We start from the raw sequence: 25735 nt of genomic DNA, 5'->3' as shown, positions 1-25735 counted from the left end.
CGCAATTCCATGCCCACCTTCATGAATGATTTCGCCCAGCCCATCGGCGCCCCTGTGCCCGGCTGGACGCCCCGCCCCCAACCCACCGGCGTGACCCTGGCGGGCCGCCACTGCCTGCTGGAGCCCCTGCAGGCCGACCGCCACGCGGCCGACCTGGACGCCGCCTACCGGCTCGCGCCGGACCCGCGCGCCTGGACCTACATGTTCACCGGCCCGTTCGACACGCCGCAGGACTACCTGCGCTATGCCCAAGGCGCCGCACAGAGCACCGACCCGCGCCACTTCGCCGTGGTGGACCGGGCCACAGGCAAGGCCGTGGGCACGCTGGCGCTGATGCGCATCGACCCCACCCACGGCGTGATCGAGGTGGGCAACGTGATGTTCTCACCGCTGCTCCAGCAGACCCCTGCCTCCACCGAGGCGCAGTTCCTGCTCATGGCCTATGTGTTCGACACGCTGGGCTACCGCCGCTACGAGTGGAAGTGCGACAGCCTCAACGCCCCCTCGCGGCGCACCGCCGCGCGCCTGGGTTTCCAGTTCGAGGGCATCTTCCGCCAGGCCGTGGTCTACAAGGGCCGCAACCGAGACACCGCCTGGCTTTCCATCATCGACACCGAATGGCCGCTGCTGCGCCAGGCCTTCGAGGCCTGGCTGTCGGACGACAACCAGGACGCCGAGGGGCGCCAGCGGCGCTCGCTGACGCAGGTGCGCGAATCCCTGCCACGTTGAGCAGGGCGTATGCCCGGGCTTGCGCACGCGGCGCAGCAATGACGCGCGCGCATGGGCTGAGTACGCAATGGCACACTGCCGCCCGCAGTGAGGCAAGCGCCCCCTACACTTGCTGCGGCCCCCTTGCGGGGCGGCATTCCCTTTCTTTTCCTTCCAAGCAAAAAACCAAGGAGCAGCTTCCATGTACATCCGACACACGCTGTTGGCCTCCAGCCTCGCGCTGGCGCTGGCCAGCCTCACGGCCTGCGGCAGCGCCCCCACCACGGCAGCAGCGCCCGCACCCGCCGTGCAGCAGACGGCCGCCGCCCAAGCCGCCAGCGCCGCCTATGACTTCAGCATGGACGTGTTCCACCCCGTGGTGGCGCGCAACGGCATGGTCGCCACCGAGCAGGAGCTGGCCTCGCAGATAGGCCTCGACATCCTCAAGGCCGGTGGCAACGCGGTGGACGCGGCCGTGGGCATTGGCTTTGCGCTGGCCGTGGCCCTGCCCAATGCGGGCAACCTGGGCGGTGGCGGGTTCATGGTGGTGCACGATGCCAAGACCGGCAAGAGCGTGGCGCTCGACTTCCGCGAAGTGGCGCCATCAAAGGCCACGCGCGACATGTACCTCGATGCCAAAGGCAACGTGGTGGATGGCAAGTCGCTCTACACCCACTACGCCGTGGGCGTGCCCGGCACCGTGGCCGGCATGGAGCACGCGCTCAAGACCTGGGGCACCCTGCCCCTGTCGCGCGTGATTGCCCCCGCCATCGAGCTGGCGGACAAGGGCTTCCCGGTCAGCGAGACGCTGGCCAAGATCCTGCAGCAGGAAAAGAAGAACATGGGCCAATGGCCTGCCACCCAGGCCATCTTCTGGAAGAACGGCGAGCCCCTGAAGGTGGGCGACCCGCTGGTGCAGAAGGACCTGGCCCAGTCCATGCGCCTGATCGCCCAGCAGGGCGCCAAAGCGTTCTACGAAGGCGACATCGCTCAGAAGATCGCCGCCGAGATGGCGCCCCACGCGGGCGCCATCAGCCTGCAGGACCTGCGCGAATACAAGGTGGCCGAGCGCGTGCCCACGCGCGGCACCTACCGGGGCTACGAGATCGTGACCATGCCGCCACCCTCTTCCGGCGGCCCGCACCTGGTGCAGATCCTGAACATGCTGGAGCCCCTGCCGCTCGCCCAATGGGGCCCCAACAGCGCGCAGACCATCCACTACATGGCCGAGAGCAGCAAGCTGGCCTACGCCGACCGCTCCGAATACCTGGGCGACCCGGACTTCGTGAAGATTCCGCTCAAGGGCCTGACGTCCAAGCGCTACGCCGAATCGCTGGCCAAGGGCATCGACGCCAACCGCGCACGCCCAGCCAAGGAGATCAAGCCCGGCCAGCCCCAGCCGTATGAAAGCGACCAGACCACCCACTACTCGGTGGTGGACAAGGCCGGCAACGCCGTGGCCGTGACCTACACGCTGAACACCAACTTCGGCAGCGGCATCGTCGCCAAGGGCACGGGCATCTTGCTCAACAACGAGATGGACGACTTCTCGGCCAAGCCCGGCGTGGCCAATGCCTACGGTCTGGTTGGTGGCGACGCCAACGCGGTGGCCGCCAAGAAGCGCCCCCTGTCGTCCATGACGCCTACCCTGGTGTTGAAGGACGGCAAGCCCACCCTGGTGACCGGCAGCCCCGGCGGCGCGCGCATCATCACCACGGTGCTGCAGACGGTGGTCAACACCATCGACTTCGGCATGAACCCTGCGGAAGCCGCAGCAGCACCGCGTGTGCACCACCAGTGGACGCCCGACGAGCTGCGCGTGGAAAAGGGCCTCTCGCCCGACACCCTGGCCCTGCTCAAGCAGCGCGGCCACAACATCGCGGTGAAGCCGTCGATGGGCCGCACGCAGACCATCCAGATCCGGGGTGGCGCGCTGTATGGCTACTCGGACCCGCGCAATCCGGATGGGAAGACGCTGGGGTATTGATTGCTATACCTTTGATAGCTTCTAGCGCTTGATAGACAAGCGGTAGCGGCCATTTCAATGAAAAATCCCGCTCGCCGAAAGGCCGGCGGGATTTTTTACACGGTCTATTCGGCTATCGTCTGGGCAGCAGCGGTGCGAGCATTCCTAGACCCAGTGAAAACTCACTCGGTGCGCTTGTGCGCAATCTGAACTCCATCGACCTCGAGTGCAGAAAACTGTATTGGCGCCCCTGACCAATACGTTAGCTCCACATCACTCGGACCTGTCCAACGCGCTTGCACCTCCGGCATTTCGTGCCTTCGAGGGTCTGTTTCTTCTGTCAGTGAGCCGTGACGCTCGTAAGACACCAACGTGTTGCCAGGGCGATTGGGGAACGGACCAATGCTGTCGACTATCGCCACGTGGGTGGTCCAAGCAACTGTTCCACTGCACTTGCGTTCAAAAATCACTAGCTTTTTGTGGCCATCTGGAGAGCGAGCCTCTTCAAGGATCGTGTTTTCGCAGCTATCGAAGAGATAGAAAGCAGCAGCAAGAGCCGCGAAGACAAGCGGAAAGCACAACCACCCAACAAGAACCCTGGGCGTTCGGCGCAGTTTGTTGGCAATCTCACTCACGGCAATTAAGTCCTGCTCTGGACATACAAGGGTAGCTTGGAAATCCGAGCAGCATAGCGTGTAGCGGCTGGGCTAAATGCACTGGCTATCGAACCGAGAAGTTGCTTCACGACGCTTGGATCGCGGTCTGCCCTATCTCAAAATTCGCCATCTTCTCCAACGCCCGCACCATCGCCGAGTGGTCCCACCCCTGACCGCCATGCGCGACGCAGGCGTTGAACAGCTCCTGCGCCATGGCCGTATTGGGCAGCGGCACCCCCAGCGTGCGAGCGCTCGACAACGCAAGGTTCAGATCCTTTTGGTGCAGCCCGATGCGAAAGCCCGGCTCGAACCTGCGCTGGATCATCCGCTCGGCATGCACCTCCAGGATCTTCGACGATGCGAAACCGCCCAGCAGCGCCTGGCGCACACGGGCGGGGTCGGCGCCCGCGCGGGCGGCAAAGAGCAGCGCCTCGGCAACGGCTTCGATGTTCAGGGCGACGATGATCTGGTTGGCCACCTTGGCGGTCTGGCCGTCGCCGTTGCCGCCCACCAGGGTGATGTTCTTGCCCAGGCGTTCGAACAGCGGCCGGATGCGCTCGAACACCGCCTCGGGGCCACCGACCATGATGGACAGCGTGGCGTTCTTCGCGCCCAGTTCGCCGCCCGAGACGGGGGCGTCCAGGTACTGTGCGCCCAGGGCCTCGATGCGCGCCGCAAAGTCCTTGGTGGCCACGGGCGAGATGGAACTCATGTCCACCACCACCTTGCCCACGTTGCCTTTGAGGCCCTGGGCCACACCGTCGGCGCCGAACAGCACCTTCTCCACATCGGGCGTGTCGGGCAGCATCAGGAAGATGATGTCGGCCCGCTCGGCCACGCCGCGCGCGGTGGTGCACTGCGTGGCGCTGCTCTCGGCAATCTGTGGCGCCACACGGCCGCGCGTGTGCACATACAGCTGGTGGCCCGCAGCGATGAGGTGGCCGCACATGGGCGCGCCCATGATGCCCAGGCCGATGAAACCGAGTTTGAGGGGGGTGTCGGTCATGTTCTTGTTCTCCTTGTGTGGTGGTGATTCGTCGATCCGTGGGTTGTGGCTCATGCGGTCAGCGCCGTGCGCCACCCCAGGCCGATTTCCGTGGTGCGCGCGGGCCGGTACTCGCAACCCACCCAGCCGTCGTATCCGATGCGGTCCAGGTGCGCGAACAGGTAGCGGTAGTTGATCTCGCCCGTGCCCGGCTCGTTGCGGCCGGGGTTGTCGGCCAGCTGCACGTGGCCGATGCGTTCCAGGTGCTTTTGCAGCGTGGCCGCGATTTCGCCTTCGGTGCGCTGCGCGTGGTAGATGTCGTACTGCACATAGGCGTTGCTGGCATCCACTTCGTCCAGGATGGCCAGCGCCTGGTCCGTGCGGGTCAGGTAGAAGCCCGGGATATCGAAGGGGTTGATGGGCTCGATCAGCAGGCGCAGGCCGGCCGCCCTCAGTTCGGTGGCAGCAAAGCGCAGGTTCTCGACCAGGGTGCGGCGCAGCACCGCAGCATCCACCCCTGCAGGTGCCTTGCCCGCCAGGCAGTTGAGCTGCGGCACGCCCAGCGCCTGGGCGTAGATGATGGCCTGGGCCACACCGGCGCGAAACTCCACAATGCGTGCCGGGTCGCAGGCAATGCCGCGCTCGCCAGCGGCCCAGTCGCCTGCGGGCAGGTTGTGCAGCACGATCTGCAGCTGGTGTTTGTCGATGCGCGCGCGGATGTCCTCCGCTGCAAACTCGTAGGGAAAGAGGAACTCCACGGCCTCGAAGCCGGTGCGCGCGGCGCGCTCGAAGCGGTCGAGAAAGGGAACCTCGGTGAACAGCATGCTGAGGTTGGCAGCAAAACGGGGCATGAAAAGTCTCCGGTAACACGAGGGAAAAAATGCGGCTCGCCTCAGTCCAGCAGGGCCAGGGCGGTGGGTGCGTCAGTGGGCTGCGTCGCCAGTTCCTCGAACTCGACGATGTTGTCGATCTCGGTGCCCATGGCGATGTTGGTCACGCGCTCCAGGATCACCTCGATGACCACGGGGGTGCGGTGCTCGGCCATCCAGGCCTCGGCCTGGGCGAGGGCGGGCGCAAACTCGTCGGGGCGGTGCACGCGGATGGCCTTGCAGCCCAGGCCTTCGACCACCTTCACGTGGTCCACGCCGTAGCCGCGCGCCACCTCGCCCTCGGCCATGTTCACGTTGTCGAACGCGAGCTGCACGCAGTAGTCGATGCTGAAGCTGCGCTGCGCCTGGCGGATCAGGCCCAGGTAGCTGTTATTGACCAGCACGTGGATGTAGGGCAGCTTGAACTGCGCGCCCACGGCCAGCTCTTCGATCATGAACTGGAAGTCGTAGTCGCCCGACAGCGCCACGATCTTGCGCGCCGGGTCGGCCACGCGCACGCCCAGGGCGGCGGGCACCGTCCAGCCCAGCGGGCCGGCCTGGCCGCAGTTGATCCAGTGGCGCGGCTGGTACACATGCAGAAACTGCGCACCCGCGATCTGCGACAGGCCGATGGTGGAGACGTAGCACACGTCCTTGCCCAGCGCGCGGTTCATGCACTGGTACACGCGCTGCGGCTTCATGGGCACGCTGTCGAAGTGGGTCTTGCGCAGGTAGTCCACGCTGTGCTTGCGGCCCCGGCACTCGGCCGCCCACGCGCTGCGGTCGCGCAGCTGGCCCACCGCCTTCCATTCACGCGCCACCTCCACAAAGAGCTTGAGCGCAGCGCCCGCGTCGGAAACGATGCCGAAGTCCGGCGCAAACACGCGGCCGATCTGGGTGGGTTCGATGTCCACGTGCACGAACTTGCGGCCCTTGGTGTACACATCGACCGAGCCCGTGTGCCGGTTGGCCCAGCGGTTGCCGATGCCCAGCACGAAGTCGCTGGCGAGCATGCTGGCATTGCCGTAGCGCTGGCTGGTCTGCAGGCCGCACATGCCGGCCATGAGCGGGTGGTCGTCGGGGATGCTGCCCCAGCCCATCAGCGTGGGGATGACCGGCACGCCCAGCACTTCGGCAAACTGCACCAGCAGGTCTGACGCATCGGCGTTGATGATGCCGCCGCCCGCCACGATGAGCGGGCGCTCGGCGGCATTCAACAGGCTCAGTGCCTTCTCGATCTGGGCGCGCGTGGCGGCGGGCTTGTAGGGCACCAGGGGTTCGTAGGTGTCGGGGTCGAACTCGATCTCGGCCAGCTGCACGTCGATGGGCAGGTCGATGAGCACCGGCCCGGGCCGGCCCGAGCGCATAACGTGGAATGCCTGCTGGAACACCTGCGGCACCTGCGCGGGCTCCAGCACGGTGGTGGCCCACTTGGTCACGCTCTTGGCAATGGTGGCGATGTCCACGGCCTGGAAGTCTTCCTTGTGCAGGCGGGCGCGCGGCGCCTGGCCGGTGATGCACAGGATGGGGATGGAGTCCGCACTGGCCGAGTACAGGCCGGTGATCATGTCGGTGCCTGCGGGGCCGCTGGTGCCGATGCACACACCGATGTTGCCAGCCACGGCACGCGTGTAGCCCTCGGCCATGTGGCTGGCCCCCTCCACATGGCGCGCCAGGATGTGGCCAATGCCGCCGTGCGCCTTGAGCGCCGCATACAGCGGGTTGATGGCCGCGCCGGGCACGCCGAATGCGACGCTCACGCCCTCTTTCTCCATCACCTTCACGGCGGCCTCGATGGCCTTCATTCTTGCCATTGCACATCTCCTTCGGTTTGTGGTCGGTTGAATCGGTTGGATGAGGCGACTCTAGGCAAGCACCCTCTGCGGCGGAAGGTGGCGGCAGACCATAAAATTTATTCCACACAGGAATAAGCCACGGCGCACGCCCGCGCCACCATGCACAACACAGGAGACAACCACGATGGACCGGCTCGATGCCATGGAGATGTTTGTGCGTGTGGTGGAGACCGGCAGCTTCACCAAGGTGGCGCAGGAGTTCGCCACCACACAGCCCACGGTGACCAAGCAGGTGGCAGCGATGGAGGCGCACCTGAAGGTGCGGCTGCTCAACCGCAACACGCGCGGCGTGAGCCTGACCGAGCCCGGCGCGCTGTACTACGAGAAGTGCAAGGCCATCGTGACCGACGTGGGCGAGGCCGAGAGCGTGGTGCGTGTGCGCCAGACGCAGGTGCACGGGCAGCTGCGCGTGGGCAGCTCGGTGGCGTTCGGGCGGCGCGTGGTGGTGCCGCTGGCGCTGGAGTTCATGGCGCAGAACCCGCAGGTGCAGCTGGACCTGAGCTTCGAGGATCGCTACACCGACCTGGTGGCCCACGGCATCGACGTGGCGATCCGCCTGGGCAAGCTGGCCGACTCGGCCCTGGGCGCGCGCACGCTGGGCATGAACCCCTGGGTGCTGGTGGCCTCGCCCACCTACCTGCGCCGCCACGGCACGCCGCGCAGGCCGTCGGACCTGAAGGACCACGCCACGCTGATCTACAGCAGCGTGCAGGGCAACGACCTGTGGCGGCTGCGCAATGCGAGCGGCGAGGCGGTGTCGGTGCCGGTCACGGGGCGGCTGCGCTCCAACAACCTCTCGGCCCTGCTGGCGGCGGCGCGTGCGCACATGGGCATCGCGGCGCTGCCGCACTATGTGGCGGTGGATTCGCTGGCGGCCGGGCGCGTGGTGGAGGTGCTCAAGACCTGCCGCCTGCCCGAGCAGGAGATCCACGCCGTGTACCCCTCGCCCCGCCTAGTGCCGCAGAAGGTGCAGGCCTTCGTCGCGTTTCTGCAGGGGCGGTTTGCCAAGGACTGGTGGGAGGAGAAGCGGCCATCGCCCTGAGCCGGACACCACCGGGCGTGGCCCGCCCCAGCGGCGCGCCTGGTGCCAGGGATCCTCTGCACAAATCATCGCGCCGTGTGCATCTGCGGTCTCGGGCGGGCTGCGGCGTTGCAAATACTCGCAATAGCTACGGCTATTGCTGCGTTTTGCGCCTTGCAGCCTCTCCCGATCCGCAGCGCACACTTACCGCTCGATTCGTGCAGAGACCCCCTAGAGACGAAAAATCTCAATAAAAACAGGTCTCACCGCGCGTCCACCATAGGTTTACAGCTACAAAATCAGTAGTGCACGAAAGTCATTGACGTTGGTGTGCGTGGGTCCGGTGATGACCAGGTCGCCCAGCGCATCGAAGTAGCCATAGGCATCGTTGCGGTCCAGGTGGTCCGCGATGAACAAGCCCTGCGCCGCCGCACGCGCCAGGGTGTCGGGTGCCACGCGGGCACCGGCGTTGTCTTCCACGCCGTCGATGCCGTCGGTATCGGCCGCCAGCGCCCACACGCCCGCCTGGCCTTGCAGCGCCTGCGCGAGCCCCATGCAGAACTCGCCCGCCCGGCCGCCCCGGCCCTTGGCAGCACCGGGTGCGCGCGGGCGGATGGTGACGGTGGTCTCGCCGCCCGAGAGGATCACGCAGGGCCGCGCAAACGGCTGGCCGTGACGCGCCACCGCGCGGGCCAGCGCGGCGTGCACCTTGCCCACCTCGCGCGATTCGCCTTCGATCTCGTCGGAGAGGATGTAGGCTGCCAGGCCCGCCGCCCGCGCGGCCTCTGCGGCCGCCTCCAGCGACTGCTGGGGCGTGGCCGTCATGTGCACTACATGGTTCGCAAACACGGCGTCGCCGGGCTTGGGGGTTTCCAGCGCGCCTGCTTCCAGTGCAACGCGCACTGCGGGGGGCACGTCGATGCCATAGCGCGCCAGGATGGCCAGCGCATCGGCGCAGGTGGTGGCGTCGGGCACGGTGGGGCCGCTGGCGATCACCGAAGGGTCGTCGCCGGGCACGTCGCTGATGGTGAGCGTGACCACACGTGCGGGTGCGCAGGCCGCCGCCAGCCGCCCGCCCTTGATGCGCGAGAGGTGCTTGCGCACGCAGTTCATTTCGTCGATGGCGGCACCGCTCTCCAGCAGGGCCTTGTTGATGCGCTGCTTGTCTTCGAGCGTGAGGCCATCTGCCGGCAGCGTGAGCAGGGCGGAGCCGCCGCCCGAGATCAGGCACAGCACGAGGTCGTTTTCGGTGAGGCCCTCGGTGAGCGCCAGGATGCGCTCTGCGGCCGCCAGCCCTGCCGCATCGGGCACCGGGTGCGCAGCCTCGACCACCTCGATGCGCTGCGGCAGACCTTCCGGCCGGGGCGGCGTGTGGTGGTAGCGCGTGACGACCAGGCCCGACAGCGGCGCATCGGCCGGCCACAGCGCTTCCACGGCCTGCGCCATGGCGCCACCGGCCTTGCCCGCACCCAGCACCAGGGTGCGGCCGCCGCTCTCGCGGCTGGGGGGTGCGGGCAGAAAAGCAGCGGTGTTGTGCAGTGGCAGCGCGCGGCGCACAGCCACGCGGTAGAGGTATTCGAGGAAATCCCCGCTCTGGCGAACGGGGTCGGGCACGGTGTCGGTGATGGTCATGGGGTTGTCTCCGCGGGCGATTGTGGGGCCACGGTCACCGGCGCAGCAGTGCGTCGAAGTCAAAACTACTTCAACCCAGGCACAGGATGGCAACGCGCCACAGCAGTGCACAGCGCGGGATAACCCCATGTTCTGGCGTTCAACAGTTGTCTACAGTTCTTGTATGCAAGATTGATTGCAACACCACTCCGTCCTTTTTCTCCGCAAAGGGTTCCCATGCTCCGCTTCCTCAACTCCTTGTTCGGCCGGGTGATCCTGGCCTTGATTACCGGCGTGGCCATCGGGCTGCTCTGGCCCGACACGGCCGTGCAGCTCAAGCCGCTGGGCGACGGTTTCATCAAGCTCATCAAGATGCTGATTCCGCTCATCGTGTTCTGCGTGGTGGTGCATGGCATTGCGGGCACAGGCGACTTGCAGCGTGTGGGGCGTGTGGGGGTCAAGTCGCTGATCTACTTCGAGGTGGTCACCACCATCGCACTGGTGCTGGGCCTGGCGCTGGCGTTCTGGTTTGAGCCCGGCGTGGGCATGAACGTGGACCCCAAGGCGCTGGACCCCAAGGCCATGGGCGCCTATGCGGAAAACGCCAGCAAGCTCACGGGCGGCGGCTTCAGCGACTTTTTGCTCAAGCTCATCCCCACCACCGCCGTGAGCGCGTTTGCCAACGGCGACGTGCTGCAGGTGCTGCTGTTCTCCATCGTATTCGGCTGCGCGCTGGCGCTGATGGGGGAGCGCGGCGCGCGGGTCACCGGCCTCATAGAAGACCTGTCGCACGTGCTGTTCAAGACCATGGGCCTCATCATCAAGCTGGCGCCGCTGGGCGTGCTGGGCGCGATTGCGTTCACCGTGGGCAAGTACGGCATCGGCTCGCTCAAGCAACTGGGCATGCTGGTGGTGCTGTTCTATGCCGCCGTGTTCATCTTCGTGGTGGTGGTGCTGGGCCTGATCATGCGGTTCTCGGGCTTCAGCCTGTTCAAGCTGCTGCGCTACCTGCGCGAGGAGCTGGCCGTGGTGTTCGCCACCACCTCGTCGGACAGCGTGCTGCCCCAGATCATGGCCAAGCTCAAGCACATGGGCATCCGCGATTCGACCGTGGGCCTGGTGATCCCCACGGGCTACTCGTTCAACCTGGACGCGTTCTCGATCTACATCACGCTGGCGGCCGTGTTCATCGCCCAAGCCACCAACACGCCCATCACCATGACCGACCTGCTGACCATCCTGGCGATCTCGCTGGTCACCTCCAAGGGCGCACACGGCGTGCCGGGTTCGGCCATTGTGGTGCTGGCGGCCACGCTGCATGCGATTCCAGCCATCCCGGCCATTGGCCTGGTGCTGGTGCTGTCGGTGGACTGGTTCATGGGCATTGCCCGCGCGTTGGGCAACCTGATCGGCAACTGCGTGGCCACCGTGGCGATTGCCGCGTGGGAGGGAGACATCGACCGCGACCGCGCCCACGCGGTGCTGGACGGGCAGAACCTCCCGCCCCTGCAACCTCCGCAGCAGCAACCGCTGCGGCAGCCACAACCGGCGCCACAATCGGCCCCATGAGCACCAACCAGACCCAGATCGCCCAGCAGGTGGTGGAATCCATCCTGGCCCAGAAACTCGCCCCCGGCGAGCGCCTGGGCGAGCAGGAGCTGGCCGACCTCTTCGGCGTGAGCCGCACCCTGGTGCGCGAGGCGCTGATGCAGTTGCAGGCACGCGGTTTTGTCGAGGTGCGCCCGCGCCGGGGCTGGTATGTGGTGGAGCCCTCGGTGGACGATGCACGCGATGCGTTCTCGGCCCGGCGCATCATTGAATCGGGCATCCTGGCCGATGCGGGCCGCCCGCTGCAGGCGGTCATCCCCCGCCTGCGTGCCCACATTGCCGACGAGCAGCGTGCCATCGAAGGTGCCGATGCCGCAACGCGCGCCTTCCTGCTGGCCGACTTTCATGTGTGCCTGGCCGAGGCCATGGGCCACCGCAGCCTGAGCGACATCTTGCGCGACCTCACGGCGCGCACCACGCTGGCGGCATCGCTCTACCAGTCGCGCCACGAAGCCAGCCAATCGTGCGCGGAGCACGAGTCCATTGTCGAGGCCCTGGAAGCGGGCAACGCGGCCCTGGCCCGCGAGCGCCTGCTGGCCCATATCGGCCATGTGGAAGCCGCGCTCAACCCCGGCCAGCCGCTGGTGCGCGACCGCCTGCGCGATTCGCTGGCCCCTTTGGCGGCGCCGCGCAGCGCGCCCTGACTCGCCCACCCACACAGGGTCGGCCCAAAGCCCCCACCCCTCTCCTCCACCGCCTGGCGCGCTGGGGGTCGTGGCGCTGCACCTAAGGGTTTACCGGGATAAGCCGTTTCGCATATTTTGTATACGATTTTTGTATGGACTGCTGTGCACCACATTGCACACAGATTACCGCCCATCCCTCAGGCACCGTACAAAAGGAACTCCCATGACCCCGCCCGTGCATCCCGTGGACGAACACCTGCCCCTGGGGCGCCTCACGGCGCTGGGCCTGCAGCATGTGCTGGTGATGTATGCCGGCGCGGTGGCCGTGCCGCTCATCGTCGGCCGCGCGCTCAACCTCACGCCCGATCAGGTGGCCAAGCTGATCTCGGCCGACCTGTTTGTGTGCGGCCTGGTCACACTGATCCAGGCGCTGGGCGCCTCGCAGTGGTTCGGCATCCGCCTGCCAGTGATGATGGGCGTGACCTTTGCCTCGGTGGCGCCCATGGTGTCCATGGCGCAAAGCACGGGTGGCACGGCCGGGGCCGGGCTGATCTTTGGCTCGGTGATCGGCGCGGGCGTCATCTCCATCCTGATCGCGCCGCTGGTCAGCCGCATGCTGCGCTTCTTCCCGCCCGTGGTCACCGGCACCATCATTGCGGTCATCGGCATCAGCCTGATGCGCGTGGGCATCAACTGGATTTTTGGCAACCCCGTGGGGCCCACAGCGCCCAATGTGGTGAACCCCGAGCACGTCAAATGGCTCAGCGAGATGCAGTCCGTCGCCGGTGCACCCGGCTCATCGCTGCCGCCCGTGCCTAAGGGCTTTGCGGTGGTGCCCACCGTGCCCAACCCCAAGTACGCCGACCTCACGGGCGTGGGCATCTCGGCCGTGGTGCTGGTGTCCATCCTGCTGATCGCCAAGTTTGCCAAGGGCTTCATTGCCAACATTTCTGTGTTGCTGGGCATCGTGATTGGCGCGGTGATTGCGGTGGCCATGGGCCTGATGTCGTTCGAGAAAGTGGCCAAGGCCCAGTGGTTTGACCTGGTGCTGCCGTTCGAGATCGCAGGCCCGGTGTTTGACCCCATCCTGATCCTGACCATGACGCTGGTGATGATCGTGGTGATGATCGAATCCACCGGCATGTTCCTGGCCCTGGGTGAGATGACCGACCGCAAGATCGACCAGGCCGACCTCACACGCGGCCTGCGCACCGACGGCCTGGGCACGCTGCTGGGCGGCATCTTCAACACCTTCCCGTACACCAGCTTCTCGCAGAACGTGGGCCTGGTGGCCGTCACCGGCGTCAAGAGCCGCTTTGTGTGTGTGGCAGGCGGCGTGATCCTGATCGTGCTGGGCGTGCTGCCCAAGATGGCAGCGCTGGTCGAGTCGCTGCCCACCATGGTGCTGGGGGGCGCGGGCCTGGTGATGTTCGGCATGGTGGCCGCCACGGGCATCCGCATCCTGGGCGGGGTGGACTTCAAGCACAACCGCTTCAACGCGATGATCGTGGCCGTGTCCATCGGCGTGGGCATGATCCCGCTGATTGCGCCCAGCTTCCGTCAGTGGATGCCGCATGCGATCCACCCCCTGATTGAATCCGGTATCCTGCTGGCCTCGATCGCGGCCGTGGCCCTGAACGTTTTCTTCAATGGCGCCAGCCGCGACACCTCCGCCGCTGTGAACGCCGCGCGCCAGGCCGACGCCCACTAGCATCCCGCCTGCCCGCTGCCGAGGAAACCCTGCCCCACCGCCCCGGGGCCCCGGGGCCCCGCCCTCTTGCCGGCTTTGCCGCAAGAGGGTTTTGGCTTCATGCTGCATACGCATAAACCGCCATGCCAGCCGCCCTCGCCATCGGGTAACCTAGTTTTGCATTCCGCCGAGGACTTCCAGGATTTCCGTATGACCCAGAAACTTTCCGCCGCCGAAGAATCGCTGCGCGACGCTGCGCGCGAATACCACCGCAACCCCGGCCGGGGCAAGATTGCGGTGACGCCCACCAAACCTTTGTCCAACCAGCGCGATCTGTCGCTGGCCTACTCGCCCGGCGTGGCCTACCCCTGCCTGGACATCCAGGCCGATCCGTCCAAGGCATTCGACTACACCTCGCGCGGCAACCTGGTCGGCGTGATCACCAATGGCACAGCCGTGCTGGGCCTGGGCGACATTGGACCGCTGGCTGGCAAGCCGGTGATGGAAGGCAAAGGCTGCCTGTTCAAGAAGTTTGCGGGCGTCGATGTGTTCGACATTGAACTGGCCGAGCGCGACCCCGACAAGCTGGTCGAGATCATCGCGGCGATGGAGCCCACGCTGGGCGGCGTCAACCTTGAAGACATCAAGGCTCCCGAGTGTTTCTACATCGAGCAAGAGCTCTCCAAGCGCATGAACATCCCGGTGTTCCATGACGACCAGCACGGCACGGCCATCATCAGCAGCGCCGCGCTGCTCAACGGCCTGGAGCTGGTGGGCAAGGAGATTGGCGCAGTCAAGATTGCGGTGTCGGGTGCAGGCGCCGCCGCCATTGCCTGCGTGAACGTGATGGTGGGCCTGGGCGTGAAGGTGGAGAACATCTTCATGTGCGACTCCAAGGGCGTCATCTATGAAGGCCGCCCCGGTGGCTACGACGAATCGAAGGCGCGCTACGCCCAGAAGACTGACGCACGCACGCTCGCCGATGCGGTGGATGGCGCCGACGTGTTCCTGGGCTGCTCGGCCCCGGGCGTGCTCACGGCCGAGATGGTGAAAACCATGGCACCGAAGCCCATCATCCTGGCGCTGGCCAACCCCGAGCCCGAGATCCGCCCCGAGCTGGCCAAAGCCATCCGCCCGGACTGCATCATCGCCACGGGCCGCTCTGACTACCCAAACCAGGTGAACAACGTCCTGTGCTTCCCGTACATCTTCCGGGGTGCGCTCGACTGCGGCGCCACCAAGATCACCGAAGCCATGAAGCTGGCCTGCGTGCGCCAGATCGCGGACCTGGCCAAAGCCGACATCAGCGAGGAAGTGGCCAGCGCCTACGCGGGCAAGGAGCTCACCTTTGGCTCCGACTACCTCATCCCCACGCCGTTCGACTCGCGCCTGATCCTCAAGATCGCGCCCGCCGTGGCCAAAGCCGCAGCGGAGTCGGGTGTGGCCACGCGCCCCATTGAAGACATGGAAGCCTACAAGGAGACCCTGTCGCGTTTCGTCTACCAGACCGGCATGCTGATGCGCCCCGTGATCAACGCGGCCAAGGCCCTGCCCGATACGAAAAAGCGCGTGGCCTACGCCGACGGCGAAGACGAGCGCGCCCTGCGCGCCGCACAGATGGCGATTGACGACAAGATTGCCCAGCCCATCCTCATCGGCCGCCCTGCGGTGATCGCCGCGCGCATTGCCAAGGCCGGCCTGCGCATGCAGCTGGGCAAGGACGTGGAGGTGTGCAACCCCGAGGACGACCCACGCTTCCGCCAGTACTGGGAGCACTACCACAGCCTCATGAAGCGCAACGGCGCAACGCCCGAAGTCGCCAAGGCGGCCGTGCGCCGCTCCAACACCATCATCGCCTCGCTGATGGTCACGCTGGGCGACGCCGATGCCATGATCTGCGGCCTGGTGGGCACGTATGAGACTCACCTGGAGCGCATCCACAGCATCATCGGCCGCCAGGACGGCGCACGCGACTACGCCGCGCTCAACGCGCTGATGACCAACCGGGGCACGCTGTTCATTGCCGATACCTATGTGAACGAAGACCCCACGGCGCAGCAACTGGCCGACATCGCCTGGATGTCGGTGCAGGAAGTGCAGCGCTTTGGCCTGCCGCCCAAGGTGGCCTTCCTGTCGCACTCCAGCTACGGCTCGTCCAAGCGCGCCTCGGCCCGCAAGATGCGCGAAGCACGCGACCTGTTCGTGGCCGCCCACCCCGAGATCGAGTGCGATGGCGAGTTGCACGGCGACGCCGCGCTGGAGCCCAACATCCGCAACGCCTACATGGCGGACTCCACGCTCACCGACTCGGCCAACCTGCTGATCTGCCCCAACCTGGATGCCGCCAACATCCTCTACAACGTGCTCAAGACCACCACCAGCGGCGGCGTGACCGTGGGCCCCATCCTCATGGGCGGCGCCGCCACGGCGTACATCCTGACCCCTGCGGCCACCGTGCGCCGGGTGTTCAACATGACGGCCCTGGCCGTGGCCAGCGCTGCAGCACGCGCGGGCTGACGGATAGCGTTGATCGCGCTACACACAAAAGAAAGGCCCCTCGGGGCCTTTCTTTTTGGGTGAGACGGCTTTAACGAACAGAGACATCCACATAGTCCGCCACCGGCGGCAGGTGCTCGACCAGCCAGTGGGAGTCGAGTTGCAGCGCCTTCTTGATCTCGGCGGGCAGGCTGGCAATGGTGTCGGCGGGGGACATGGGCTCTTCCAGGCCAATCTCGGCCAGCAGGGTGGCCACATGCAGGATGCCGCCCAGGCGGCAGAACGGGGTGGCGGCCACGGGGTCTTCGGCCGTCTCCAGCGCCCGGGTGATGGTGTCTGGGAAGCGCCAGCGCCGCGCCAGCTCGGCCGTCACCTGGGCTTCGGTAAAGCCCAGCAGTGTGCGTTCGCGCTCCCAGCGCCCGCCCGCGTGGTGGGGCAGCTGTTCGATGGCCGGGATCTGCTCGGGCGCCTTCTGCGCAATGATCAGTTCACCGAGCCGTACCAGAAAGCCTGCGAGCCACGACTCCTGCACGTTGGAGCCCAGCGTGCGGGCCAGCCACTGTGAATAGCCCGCAATGGCCATGCTCTCCTTCCAGAACGCATCGGCGTCCACCCCGGGCGCATCTTTGAACACGCCCGACATGCACGACGCCAGCGCCAGTGTGCGCACCTGGTTGAGCCCCACCATGGTGATGGCATCGTCCAGCGACGCCACCTGCCGGGGCAGGCCAAACCGCGCGCTGTTGGCCAGACGGATCAGCTTGGCCGTAAGGGCCGGGTCTTTGGAGATGGCCGCCCGCACCTTCTCGAAAGGGATGTCATCGTCCTTCATGGTGGCGATCAGCTCGCGCGCCACGTCGGGGATGGTGGGTAATTGCACGTTCTCGAAAAAAGCCTGGATGTCTGCCATGAGAAGCCCTCCCAAGTGCTGTTGTGGACAAGGATGTGATGCCAGCAATCGAAAACCAGAAATGGAACCAGAGGAATTGTTGTACCACCGGCGCACAGCCGCGTTCTGAGCGTTTGCACCTATGCGCTGCGGCGTCGCTGCGCCCACCCAAGGCAACGGCCCCGGGGGCGACCGCCACAGGCCAGTGTGTGCCCTCGCCGGTTCTCCGGCCAACCTGCCAAAACCCTTTTGCACCATTTCGGGAAAGCCTGTAGAACCGCATGCACCAAACTGGCGAACAATAGCCCGCACCCTCTCCCCGCCCCGGTGAAACCAGGCATCGTTTTTGCTGACTGGACCACCATGGCGTGGTAGCGAACCGCTGGGGCGCGCCCGTGCTTCGGCTTTTGTTTTCGCTTGTGCCCCGCAGTTGCTCCCACTTTCCCCGCCGTCTTCTGACAGGAACCTATCCATGAACAAACGTACTCTCCTGCAAGCCGCCCTTTTGCTCGCCACCGCCAGCACCTTCAGCACGGCCCAGGCCCAGGCCACTACGCCCATCAAGTTCCAGCTCGACTGGCGCTTTGAAGGCCCCGCCGCCCTGTTCCTGCAGCCCGTGGCCAAGGGCTACTTCAAGGCTGCGGGCCTGGATGTGGCGGTGGACGCAGGCAACGGCTCGGGGGGCGCGGTGCAGCGCGTGGCCTCGGGCACGTACGACATGGGCTTTGCCGACCTGGCTGCCGTGATGGAGTTCCACGCCAACAACCCCGACGCGCAGAACAAGCCCGTGGCGGTGATGATGGTCTACAACAACACGCCCGCCTCGGTCATGGCGCTCAAGAAGAGCGGCATTGCCAAGCCCGCCGACCTGGCCGGCAAGAAGCTGGGCGCCCCCGTGTTTGACGCAGGCCGCCGCGCGTTCCCGATCTTCCAGAAGGCCAACGGCATTGGCGCCGTGACCTGGACCGCCATGGATCCCCCACTGCGCGAAACCATGCTGGTGCGCGGCGATGTGGACGCCATCACCGGTTTCACCTTCACCTCGCTGCTGAACCTGGAAGCACGCGGTGCCAAGGCCGCCGACGTGGTGGTGCTGCCCTATGCCGACTTCGGCGTGAAGCTGTATGGCAACGTGATCATCGCGTCGCCCAAGCTCATCAAGGAGAACCCGGCTGCCATCAAGGCCTTCCTGTCGGCCTTTGCCAAGGGCGCCAAGGAGGTGATCGCCAACCCCGCCGCCGCCATCGAGCATGTGAAGGCGCGCGACGGCATCGTGAACGTGCCGCTCGAAACCCGCCGCCTGCAACTGGCCATCGACACCGTGATCAACAGCCCCGACGCGCGCGCCGAAGGTTTTGGCAAGGCCGTGCCTGGCCGCCTGTCGCTGATGGCCTCACAGGTGTCCGACGCATTCAACACCAAGACGCGCGTGAACGCCGACGATGTGTGGAACCCCAGTTTCCTGCCCAGCACGGCCGAGCTGAACATCCTTCCGAAGAAGTGACACCCCCTGAGTCGCTTCGCGCCTTCCCCCTCTCTCGACTCGCTGCGCGAGTCGGGAGGGGGACGCCCCCGGTGCGGCGGGGCGGCCCTTGCACGGGGGCGCTGGCCTGGGCCGCGCCCAGCATCAACCTCGGTGCACAAACACTACTCACTACGGACCTCTGATGCAGGCTGCTGATTCCTACTTTGTGGACTTCCGCGATGTCTGGCTCGCGTACAACGACGAGCTGCGCGCCAAGAACCAGTTTGCGGTCGAAGCCATCGACCTGCAGGTGCGGCGCGGCGAGTTCATCGCCATCGTTGGGCCCTCGGGCTGCGGCAAGTCCACCTTCATGAAGCTGGCCACCGGTCTGAAGATGCCTTCGATGGGCAAGATCCTCATCGACGGCCAACCCGTGACCGGGCCGCTCAAGGTCTCGGGCATGGCCTTCCAGGCGCCGTCGCTGCTGCCCTGGCGCACCACGGTGGACAACGTGCTGCTGCCGCTCGAAATCGTCGAACCCTACCGTAGCAACTTCAAGCAAAAGCGCAAGGAATACGAAGAGCGCGCCCGCAAGCTGCTGCAAAAGGTGGGGCTGGCGGGCTATGAGGACAAGTTCCCCTGGCAGCTGTCGGGCGGCATGCAGCAGCGCGCCAGCATCTGCCGCGCGCTGATCCATGAGCCCAAGATGCTGCTGCTGGACGAGCCCTTCGGCGCGCTCGACGCCTTCACGCGCGAAGAGCTGTGGTGCATCCTGCGCGACCTCTGGACCGAGCAGCAGTTCAACGTGATCCTGGTCACGCACGACCTGCGCGAATCGGTCTTTCTGGCCGACACGGTCTATGTGATGAGCAAGAGCCCAGGCCGGTTTGTGGTGCGCAAGGAGATCGAGCTGCCCCGCCCGCGCGACCTGGAGATCACCTACACCAAGGAGTTCACCGACATCGTGCACGAGCTGCGCGGCCACATCGGAGCCCTGCGCAAGGTCGGCGCTCCCATCCAGCAATAAACAAAGCGAGTCATGCACAAAAAAACCGTGGAGCGCTGGTCCCCCTGGATCCTGCTCGTCGCCATCATCCTGTTGTGGCAGATCGTCTGCTCGGCCTTCAGCGTCCCTGAATACCTTTTCCCCAGCCCCTGGGTCATTGCCACGCAACTGGTCGAGTTCAGCGGCGTGATTGCCGCACACGCCTGGCGCACCTACTGGGTCACCATGGCCGGGTTTGGCATTGCCATCGTGGTGGGGGTGCTGCTGGGCTTCGTCATCGGCAGCTCGCGCCTGGCCTACGCCGCCGTGTACCCGCTCATGACCGCCTTCAACGCCCTGCCCAAGGCAGCCTTTGTTCCCATCCTCGTGGTGTGGTTCGGCATCGGCGTGGGCCCGGCCATCCTCACGGCCTTTCTCATCAGCTTCTTTCCCATCATGGTCAACATCGCCACCGGCCTGGCCACGCTGGAGCCCGAGCTGGAAGACGTGCTGCGCGTGCTGGGCGCCAAGCGCTGGGACGTGCTGACCAAGGTGGGCCTGCCCCGTTCCATGCCGTACTTCTATGGCTCGCTCAAGGTGGCGATCACGCTGGCCTTTGTCGGCACCACGGTATCGGAGATGACCGCTGCGAACGAAGGCATTGGTTATCTGCTCATCAGCGCAGGCTCGTCCATGCAGATGGGCCTAGCGTTTGCGGGCCTGATGGTGGTGGGCGCCATGGCCATGGTGATGTACGAGCTGTTCAGCTGGATTGAAAAGCGCACCACGGGGTGGGCGCACCGGGGGTCTCAGGGTGAGTGAGCCACTGGGCGATGCCCGGGTAGCGCGCCTGCTGCGCCGCGCCAATGCCGTAGCCCAACGCGCCATGGACATGGGCCGCCATCCTTTCGGCGCCTTGCTGGTCGCGCCCGATGGCGAGACCGTGCTGGCCGAGCAGGGCAACATCGACACCGTGAACCATGCCGAGAGCACGCTGGCCCGCGCAGCAGCGGCCAACTACCCCGGCGCCTACCTGGCCCAGTGCACGCTGGTCACCACCTTCGAGCCCTGCGCCATGTGTGCGGGCACCATCTACTGGGCAGGCATCGGCCGCGTGCTGTATGGTGCCGAAGAAACCGCCCTGCTCGCGCTAACGGGGGACCACCCCGAGAATCCCACGCTGGCCCTGCCCTGCCGCACGGTGTTTGCGAGCGGACAGCGCCACACCGAGGTGCTGGGCCCCGTGCCCGCACTGGCGGAAGAGATCACTGCCCTGCATCGCGATTTTTGGCGATAAACTGCTCCACCGCCCGCCCACAAAGCGCATATTGCTCCTTTTTTTGTAGCAAGCTCCCCACGCAACACCGGCCGCAGGCACCCTGCCGCTATACTGCCGCCCCGTTTGGACGACAGCAGGATCACCCGGCATGCGCTTGACCATTCTTTTGCGCCTTCTGGCCCTTGGGGCCGCAGCAGGTCTGGCCGCATGTGGCGGCACGGCCCCGACCCAGACGGGGGCGGGCAGCGAAGCCGCGCCCCTCGCCACGCCCTCCACGCCCGCAACGCCCCCCATCCGCATCGGTATCGCCCTGGGCGGCGGCGCGGCCAAGGGGTTTGCACACATCGGTGTGATCAAGATGCTGGAAGCCAACGGCTTTGCACCTGCGGTGGTGTCGGGCACCAGTGCGGGCAGCGTGGTGGGTGCGCTCTACGCCAGCGGCATGAACGCCTTCGAGATGCAGGAAAAAGCCGTGGCGCTGGACGAAGCCAAGATCCGCGACCTGCAGCTCTCGTCCGGCGGCCTGGTGCTGGGTCAGAAGCTCGAAGACTATGTGAACGAGCAGGTGCGCCGCAAGCCGCTGGAGCAGATGGCCAAGCCCTTTGTGGCCGTGGCCACGCGGCTGGAAGACGGCGAGCGCACCGTGTTTGCACGCGGCAACACCGGCCAGGCCGTGCGTGCATCGAGCAGCGTGCCCGGAGTGTTCCAGCCCGTCACCATCGGCAAGTACCACTTTGTGGACGGCGGCATCGTGAGCCCCGTGCCGGTGGATGCCGCCCGCCAGCTGGGCGCCGACATCGTGATCGCGGTGGACATCTCCAACAAGGCCCGGGGCCAGACGCCCGGCAACATGTTGGGCGCGCTGAACCAGTCGATCGCCATCATGGGCCAGAAGCTGGGCCAGGCCGAGCTGGCGCGGGCCGACGTGATCATCCGCCCGCAGGTGCTGGACATCGGTGCGGCCGACTTCAGCCAGCGCGCCAGCGCCATTGTGGAAGGCGAAAAGGCCGCGCTGGCCGTGATGCCGCAGATCCGCGAGCGTGTGGCCCAGTTGCAAGCCGAGCGCGCGCGGGCTGCGCAACTGGCGCAGGAAAAGGTGCGTGAAGCGGAGTACAAGGACTGCATGGACAAGCGCAGCCGCCTGCAGCGGCTAGCGGGCATGGCCGGGATGGGTGAGGCATGCGCGGCGGCGGCCGCCAAGTAAGAGCAGTCCAGCAGATCAAAGCAGGCTGGAGAGACTGGAGAGGCTTGCAAGAAGACCACGACCGGCACGCCAGCACCGATGCCCAATGGATGTCTTGCATTGAGCGGATGAATTCGCCAAGGCTTGCGGCCGCTATCCGGCGTTCTCTCGCTCCGCATTGGCAATCAGCCCGCGCAGGAACGCCATGATGAGGCGCCCCGAGGGATCGGGACGCGTGCTCATCCGCTGCAACGCCAGGCCATGCGACAGGGCCATGAAGGCAGCGGCCAGCTCGGCAGGTTCGGCAGGTTCGGCAGGCGGAATCCTTCCGAGCTTGTGGAACAACTGGCCAATCACCTGGCCCAGCTCGCTGCGGTGCCGATCCCACACCTTCTGGTACTCCGCGGCGAACGTCTGACTGCGGTTGGCGTGCAATTGCAGTTCGATAGAAAGCATGCACCAATCCGCGTCGTGATTGAGCGTGGAAGCCCAGGCATCCAGCTCGGCAAATAGCTGCTCGGAATCGTCCCCGTCACCCGACATGACCCGGGACAGGTGCGTCGCCTCTGCCGTCATGTGGCGCCGCAGCAGCTCGAGCAACACATCTTCCTTGCTCGAAAAGTTGGAATAGAACGCGCCCTGGGAGTAGCCCGCCTTGTTCGCAATGTCGCGGATGGACGCGCCCCCATACCCGTTCGCAACAAACAACTGCTGCGCAGTTTCGATCAGGCGTTCGCGCGTTTGCGCTTGGCTTTCCTCTCGGCTCAAGCGCTTTCTTACTGTCGTGGGGCTCATGCCAAAAGATATCACATGAACTTTCGAGATGGACCTGGGGCCCTCGCCGGTGCAGCCAGGCTGGGTCAGCTTTCAAATATCACTTGATATTTATTTTGCCCGCCGATAAACTAAAAGATCATTTGATTTTTGAAGTTCAATCGACATGAAACAATCCAAGGGCTTGCGGGCCGCTTTTGTCACCGGCGCTACCGGCCTCCTCGGAAACAACCTTGTGCGCGAACTGGTCGAGCGCGGCTTCTTCGTCAAGGCACTCGTCCGCTCCAAAACCAAGGGCCAGCAGCAGTTTGCAGGGGTGGAGGGTGTTGAACTGGTGCAGGGCGACATGGCGGACGTGCCCGCCTTCTCCAAAGCGCTCCAGGGTTGCGACGTGGTGTTCCACACCGCCGCGTTCTTCCGGGACAACTTCAAGGGCGGCAGCCACTGGGCAGAACTGAAGCGCATCAATGTGGACGGCACCAAGGACCTCATCGAGCGGGCATATGACGCGGGCATCCGGCGCTTCATCCAGACCTCGTCCATTGCGGTGCTCAATGGCGCGCCAGGCATGCCCATGGACGAGACCTGCCTGCGCGAGCTGGCGGATGCCGAGGACGACTACTACCGAAGCAAGATACTGGCCGACCAAGCCGTGTCGGCCTTTCTGGCTGCGCACCCGGACATGCATGCCAGCTTCGTTTTGCCCGGATGGATGTGGGGACCGGCCGATATCGGCCCCACCTCTTCCGGGCAGTTTGTCAACGACGTGGTGCTGGGAAAACTGCCGGGGCTGGTGCCCGGCAGCTTTTCCGTTGTGGATGCCCGCGATGTAGCGAATGCGCAGATTGCGGCTGCAGAGCAGGGGCTGCGCGGCGAACGCTATCTGGCTGCCGGCCGCCACATGACGATGCAGGAACTGGTGCCTTTGGTAGGAAAGATCGCGGGCATCAAGACGCCGACACGCAACCTGCCCTTTCCGCTCCTGTATCTCCTGGCGAGCGTCCAGGAGCTCTACGCACGCATCACCGGCAAGCCCATCCTGCTCAGCCTGGCTACCGTGCGGTTGATGCGCAAGGAGGCGGGACGCAGCCATTTCAATCATGCCAAGAGCGAGCAACAGCTTCAGCTGAAGTTTCGCCCGGTCGAGCAAACCGTTGCCGACACGGTGGCCTGGTACCGAGGTAATGGCTGGCTGCCCAGCATACCGAACCGATAGCGCCAGACATGCGGCTGCGTCGCTCCGGCAAAAAGGGCACGAGCAGCCAACCCCCAACGCGTGCAACGCACCCTCGGCAGCCGTTCATCCGCCTGGTGACACGTGTCTTGTGCCTTGCCACGCTCCCATCGCATTACCACCCTGAAGGAGATATCGTGACGAACAGACTGGCTTGGAAACTATGGATGTCCTTCGGCGCTGCTTTGCTGGCAGCCGCCGCACCACAAGAGTCCGCTGCGCAGGGAATCCCTGCGGCCCGGGCTGCGAACAGCATGGCCGAATTCTGCGCAAAAGGACAGGCCGAGTACCCGGGCGGCATCGCTCGCCTGCATCCCTCGTTCAAATTCAACATCTGTTGGTGGCTGGAGGATGCAGGGATCGAAGCGCGTACCTTTGACGAGGTCATTGGAGCGCTGCCGGAACACGCGGGGCCATCGCAGCCGACCTGGCAGGCAACGTTCAGCAAGCCCGCGCAGATGCACGCAGAAAGAGCACGCGTGGCCGCCGAGCAGGGCGACAACCTGGCGGCATCGGCCGCCTACAAAAAGGAGGCTTTCTACTGGCGGATGAACCGCATCCCCAAGCGTATTCCCGCTGCAGACCTGCGCGCGACCGAACAAGCCTATGCAGCCCTGGGCAAACCACTCCAGCGGATTGCCTTCAAGGCCGGCGGCAAAGAGTTCATTGGCTACTTCCAGGCCCCATCCACCCACCGCAGCGGCGATGCAAAGCTGCCAACCTTGGTGATCCTTGGCGGCCTCGACAACCTGAAGACAGAGATGATCCGGCACAGCGACTACTTCGCAAGCCGTGGGTTTGCAACCATCGTTGTGGAGAACCCGGACACCGGGGAGAACCAGCTGGGGTTCCACCCCGACTCCCATGTGATGTTCGACGCCATTGCCGACTACATCCAGCAACGCAGTGATCTGGATGCCAGCCGGGTGGCGGTGTACGGCTGGAGCATGGGCGGCTATCTGGCAACGCTTGGCGGACTGAAGAACGACCTCTACAAAGCGGTTGTCAACATTGGCGGCCCCAGCGATTCCAGCTTTGAAAGCGCGCATTGCATGGTGGCTCCGGCATGGATCGTCGCGCCGTACACCATGTTTGCGAACATGGATCCGCGGACCACACTTCGGCAGACGATGTGCAACTATTACGAAACCTTCCAGCTCTCCCGCCAGTTGAAGACGCCGACGAGGGGGCAGTTGCAAAAACCCATTCTGATGGTGAACGGGATCCACGAAGACTTGGTGTCCAAGGACGAACCCTCTTCTCTGGCCGCGCTCGGCTTCAACGTGACCCAGTTGGTCTACGGGGACGATGGGCATACGGCGGAGCTGCACATGCGGGAGCACTTTGATTTCGCGGCGAGCTGGCTGGTGCAGCGGCTCAGGGTTGCGAATTGATCTGACCAGACCTGGCAGGCGCGCGGTCGCGCAGGCAGGACGTGCTGCACGGCGCCTTGCGCTGACGCTTGGGGTACAGTCGGCCGTCCCTCGGGACTGCTGCCGCCACCTCTGTCCGCTTCGCCCATGTCGTCACCTTTTTCCGCCATCAAACCCAGCATCAAGCTGTCCGACCAGGTCGCCAGCGCGCTGGAGGCCGAGATCCGCGCGGGCCGCATCCAGGCGGCCGAGAAGCTGCCCACCGAGGCGGTGCTGGCGCAGCAGTTCCAGGTGAGCCGCACGGTGGTGCGCGAGGCGATCTCGCGGCTGAAGTTGTCCGCGCCGAAGTAGAACTGAGCCACCGCGCCGCTTGAATCGTGAGCCAGGGGTGGGAGCCGACGCTGTGATGGTCGGCTGTGGATAAGTGTATGCCTTGCCTTGTTCTGTGACCTCTTTTCGCT

20 protein-coding genes and 2 pseudogenes are annotated in these 25735 nt (G+C 65.5%); 15 read left to right on the top strand and 7 right to left on the bottom strand.

Annotated features, from left to right (window positions below):
* Nucleotides 1–9: 9 nt before the first annotated feature.
* Together ACYZGB_RS18875 and ggt are read left to right on the top strand one after the other, a co-directional pair.
* Nucleotides 10–717, top strand: a pseudogene (locus ACYZGB_RS18875) (GNAT family N-acetyltransferase); the annotation flags it as partial.
* Nucleotides 718–910: 193 nt separating this feature from the next.
* Nucleotides 911–2695: a gamma-glutamyltransferase gene (ggt, locus tag ACYZGB_RS18870; protein ID WP_462390403.1), complete on the top strand. Its 1785-nt coding sequence runs from the start codon at nucleotides 911–913 to the stop codon at nucleotides 2693–2695.
* Between the two features lie 161 nt (nucleotides 2696–2856).
* Here the strand turns inward: ggt and ACYZGB_RS18865 are convergent, their stop codons facing one another.
* From ACYZGB_RS18865 to gcl, 4 genes are all read right to left on the bottom strand, one after another.
* On the bottom strand, nucleotides 2857–3309 hold the full coding sequence (locus ACYZGB_RS18865) for a hypothetical protein (protein WP_462390402.1): 453 nt from the start codon (nucleotides 3307–3309) through the stop codon (nucleotides 2857–2859).
* A gap of 106 nt (nucleotides 3310–3415) precedes the next feature.
* On the bottom strand, nucleotides 3416–4336 hold the full coding sequence (gene glxR / locus ACYZGB_RS18860; RefSeq protein ID WP_462390401.1) for a 2-hydroxy-3-oxopropionate reductase: 921 nt from the start codon (nucleotides 4334–4336) through the stop codon (nucleotides 3416–3418).
* A 50-nt stretch (nucleotides 4337–4386) separates the two neighbouring features.
* On the bottom strand, nucleotides 4387–5166 hold the full coding sequence (hyi, locus tag ACYZGB_RS18855; RefSeq protein ID WP_462390400.1) for a hydroxypyruvate isomerase: 780 nt from the start codon (nucleotides 5164–5166) through the stop codon (nucleotides 4387–4389).
* 41 nt (nucleotides 5167–5207) lie between these two features.
* Entirely contained in the window at nucleotides 5208–6998 is a 1791-nt protein-coding gene (gene gcl / locus ACYZGB_RS18850) for a glyoxylate carboligase (RefSeq protein ID WP_462390399.1), read from the bottom strand.
* Nucleotides 6999–7164: 166 nt separating this feature from the next.
* On the opposite strand from gcl, the gene ACYZGB_RS18845 reads away from it, so the two are divergent.
* Entirely contained in the window at nucleotides 7165–8082 is a 918-nt protein-coding gene (locus ACYZGB_RS18845) for a LysR family transcriptional regulator (protein ID WP_462390398.1), read from the top strand.
* A gap of 270 nt (nucleotides 8083–8352) precedes the next feature.
* On the opposite strand, the gene ACYZGB_RS18840 is transcribed toward ACYZGB_RS18845, so the two are convergent.
* Nucleotides 8353–9693, bottom strand: a complete 1341-nt coding sequence (locus tag ACYZGB_RS18840; RefSeq protein WP_462390397.1) for a glycerate kinase type-2 family protein — start codon at nucleotides 9691–9693, stop codon at nucleotides 8353–8355.
* Nucleotides 9694–9909: 216 nt separating this feature from the next.
* Between ACYZGB_RS18840 and ACYZGB_RS18835 the strand changes: the two genes are divergently transcribed.
* The 4 genes from ACYZGB_RS18835 (at nucleotide 9910) to ACYZGB_RS18820 (ending at nucleotide 16113) form a co-directional block, all read left to right on the top strand.
* Nucleotides 9910–11241 (top strand): C4-dicarboxylate transporter DctA, encoded by a 1332-nt coding sequence (locus ACYZGB_RS18835; RefSeq protein ID WP_462390396.1) that lies wholly within the window; start codon nucleotides 9910–9912, stop codon nucleotides 11239–11241.
* Complete coding sequence (locus ACYZGB_RS18830; RefSeq protein ID WP_462390395.1) at nucleotides 11238–11924, top strand: GntR family transcriptional regulator; 687 nt, start codon at nucleotides 11238–11240, stop codon at nucleotides 11922–11924. The genes ACYZGB_RS18835 and ACYZGB_RS18830 overlap by 4 nt, the downstream gene beginning before the upstream one ends.
* Before the next feature lie 205 nt (nucleotides 11925–12129).
* Nucleotides 12130–13617, top strand: coding sequence for a nucleobase:cation symporter-2 family protein (locus ACYZGB_RS18825; protein ID WP_462390394.1), 1488 nt, complete (start codon nucleotides 12130–12132; stop codon nucleotides 13615–13617).
* Between the two features lie 189 nt (nucleotides 13618–13806).
* Nucleotides 13807–16113 (top strand): NADP-dependent malic enzyme, encoded by a 2307-nt coding sequence (locus ACYZGB_RS18820; RefSeq protein ID WP_462390393.1) that lies wholly within the window; start codon nucleotides 13807–13809, stop codon nucleotides 16111–16113.
* A 70-nt stretch (nucleotides 16114–16183) separates the two neighbouring features.
* On the opposite strand, the gene ACYZGB_RS18815 is transcribed toward ACYZGB_RS18820, so the two are convergent.
* A complete protein-coding gene (locus ACYZGB_RS18815; RefSeq protein WP_462390392.1) occupies nucleotides 16184–17002 on the bottom strand; it encodes an HDOD domain-containing protein in 819 nt (272 codons plus the stop codon).
* Nucleotides 17003–17453: 451 nt separating this feature from the next.
* On the opposite strand from ACYZGB_RS18815, the gene ACYZGB_RS18810 reads away from it, so the two are divergent.
* From ACYZGB_RS18810 to ACYZGB_RS18790, 5 genes are all read left to right on the top strand, one after another.
* Nucleotides 17454–18485, top strand: coding sequence for an ABC transporter substrate-binding protein (locus ACYZGB_RS18810; protein ID WP_462390391.1), 1032 nt, complete (start codon nucleotides 17454–17456; stop codon nucleotides 18483–18485).
* A gap of 163 nt (nucleotides 18486–18648) precedes the next feature.
* Entirely contained in the window at nucleotides 18649–19473 is an 825-nt protein-coding gene (locus ACYZGB_RS18805; RefSeq protein WP_462390390.1) for an ABC transporter ATP-binding protein, read from the top strand.
* Nucleotides 19474–19485: 12 nt separating this feature from the next.
* A complete protein-coding gene (locus ACYZGB_RS18800) occupies nucleotides 19486–20253 on the top strand; it encodes an ABC transporter permease (RefSeq protein ID WP_063462470.1) in 768 nt (255 codons plus the stop codon).
* Nucleotides 20246–20728 carry a nucleoside deaminase gene (locus tag ACYZGB_RS18795; protein ID WP_462390389.1) on the top strand — a complete coding sequence of 161 codons (483 nt, stop codon included), beginning with the start codon at nucleotides 20246–20248 and terminating at the stop codon, nucleotides 20726–20728. Before ACYZGB_RS18800 ends, ACYZGB_RS18795 begins: the two co-directional genes overlap by 8 nt.
* Nucleotides 20729–20858: 130 nt before the next feature.
* Complete coding sequence (locus ACYZGB_RS18790; RefSeq protein ID WP_462390388.1) at nucleotides 20859–21914, top strand: patatin-like phospholipase family protein; 1056 nt, start codon at nucleotides 20859–20861, stop codon at nucleotides 21912–21914.
* Between the two features lie 132 nt (nucleotides 21915–22046).
* Here ACYZGB_RS18790 and ACYZGB_RS18785 read toward each other — a convergent pair whose 3' ends face one another.
* On the bottom strand, nucleotides 22047–22661 hold the full coding sequence (locus ACYZGB_RS18785; protein WP_462390387.1) for a TetR/AcrR family transcriptional regulator: 615 nt from the start codon (nucleotides 22659–22661) through the stop codon (nucleotides 22047–22049).
* A 172-nt stretch (nucleotides 22662–22833) separates the two neighbouring features.
* Here ACYZGB_RS18785 and ACYZGB_RS18780 point away from each other — a divergent pair, with 172 nt between their 5' ends.
* From ACYZGB_RS18780 to ACYZGB_RS18770, 3 genes and pseudogenes are all read left to right on the top strand, one after another.
* Nucleotides 22834–23883, top strand: coding sequence for an SDR family oxidoreductase (locus ACYZGB_RS18780; protein ID WP_462390386.1), 1050 nt, complete (start codon nucleotides 22834–22836; stop codon nucleotides 23881–23883).
* Between the two features lie 155 nt (nucleotides 23884–24038).
* Entirely contained in the window at nucleotides 24039–25295 is a 1257-nt protein-coding gene (locus tag ACYZGB_RS18775; RefSeq protein WP_462390385.1) for an alpha/beta hydrolase family protein, read from the top strand.
* A 126-nt stretch (nucleotides 25296–25421) separates the two neighbouring features.
* Nucleotides 25422–25607, top strand: a pseudogene (locus ACYZGB_RS18770) (FadR/GntR family transcriptional regulator); the annotation flags it as partial.
* Nucleotides 25608–25735: the final 128 nt, after the last annotated feature.

It is taken from the genome of Acidovorax sp. Q11, assembly GCF_054950075.1.
This window is presented reverse-complemented; position numbering and strand designations above follow the sequence as displayed.

Excerpts from the sequence above, each read along its gene's own strand:
- glxR (WP_462390401.1), bottom strand. The coding sequence starts at position 4,336 with ATGACCGACACCCCCCTCAAACTCGGTTTCATCGGCCTGGGCATCATG.
- ACYZGB_RS18845 (WP_462390398.1), top strand. The coding sequence starts at position 7,165 with ATGGACCGGCTCGATGCCATGGAGATGTTTGTGCGTGTGGTGGAGACC.
- ACYZGB_RS18825 (WP_462390394.1), top strand. The coding sequence starts at position 12,130 with ATGACCCCGCCCGTGCATCCCGTGGACGAACACCTGCCCCTGGGGCGC.
- ACYZGB_RS18780 (WP_462390386.1), top strand. The coding sequence starts at position 22,834 with ATGAAACAATCCAAGGGCTTGCGGGCCGCTTTTGTCACCGGCGCTACC.
- ACYZGB_RS18840 (WP_462390397.1), bottom strand. The coding sequence starts at position 9,693 with ATGACCATCACCGACACCGTGCCCGACCCCGTTCGCCAGAGCGGGGAT.
- ACYZGB_RS18830 (WP_462390395.1), top strand. The coding sequence starts at position 11,238 with ATGAGCACCAACCAGACCCAGATCGCCCAGCAGGTGGTGGAATCCATC.
- ACYZGB_RS18810 (WP_462390391.1), top strand. The coding sequence starts at position 17,454 with ATGAACAAACGTACTCTCCTGCAAGCCGCCCTTTTGCTCGCCACCGCC.
- ACYZGB_RS18790 (WP_462390388.1), top strand. The coding sequence starts at position 20,859 with ATGCGCTTGACCATTCTTTTGCGCCTTCTGGCCCTTGGGGCCGCAGCA.
- ACYZGB_RS18805 (WP_462390390.1), top strand. The coding sequence starts at position 18,649 with ATGCAGGCTGCTGATTCCTACTTTGTGGACTTCCGCGATGTCTGGCTC.
- ACYZGB_RS18815 (WP_462390392.1), bottom strand. The coding sequence starts at position 17,002 with ATGGCAGACATCCAGGCTTTTTTCGAGAACGTGCAATTACCCACCATC.
- gcl (WP_462390399.1), bottom strand. The coding sequence starts at position 6,998 with ATGGCAAGAATGAAGGCCATCGAGGCCGCCGTGAAGGTGATGGAGAAA.
- ACYZGB_RS18820 (WP_462390393.1), top strand. The coding sequence starts at position 13,807 with ATGACCCAGAAACTTTCCGCCGCCGAAGAATCGCTGCGCGACGCTGCG.
- ggt (WP_462390403.1), top strand. The coding sequence starts at position 911 with ATGTACATCCGACACACGCTGTTGGCCTCCAGCCTCGCGCTGGCGCTG.
- hyi (WP_462390400.1), bottom strand. The coding sequence starts at position 5,166 with ATGCCCCGTTTTGCTGCCAACCTCAGCATGCTGTTCACCGAGGTTCCC.
- ACYZGB_RS18800 (WP_063462470.1), top strand. The coding sequence starts at position 19,486 with ATGCACAAAAAAACCGTGGAGCGCTGGTCCCCCTGGATCCTGCTCGTC.
- ACYZGB_RS18835 (WP_462390396.1), top strand. The coding sequence starts at position 9,910 with ATGCTCCGCTTCCTCAACTCCTTGTTCGGCCGGGTGATCCTGGCCTTG.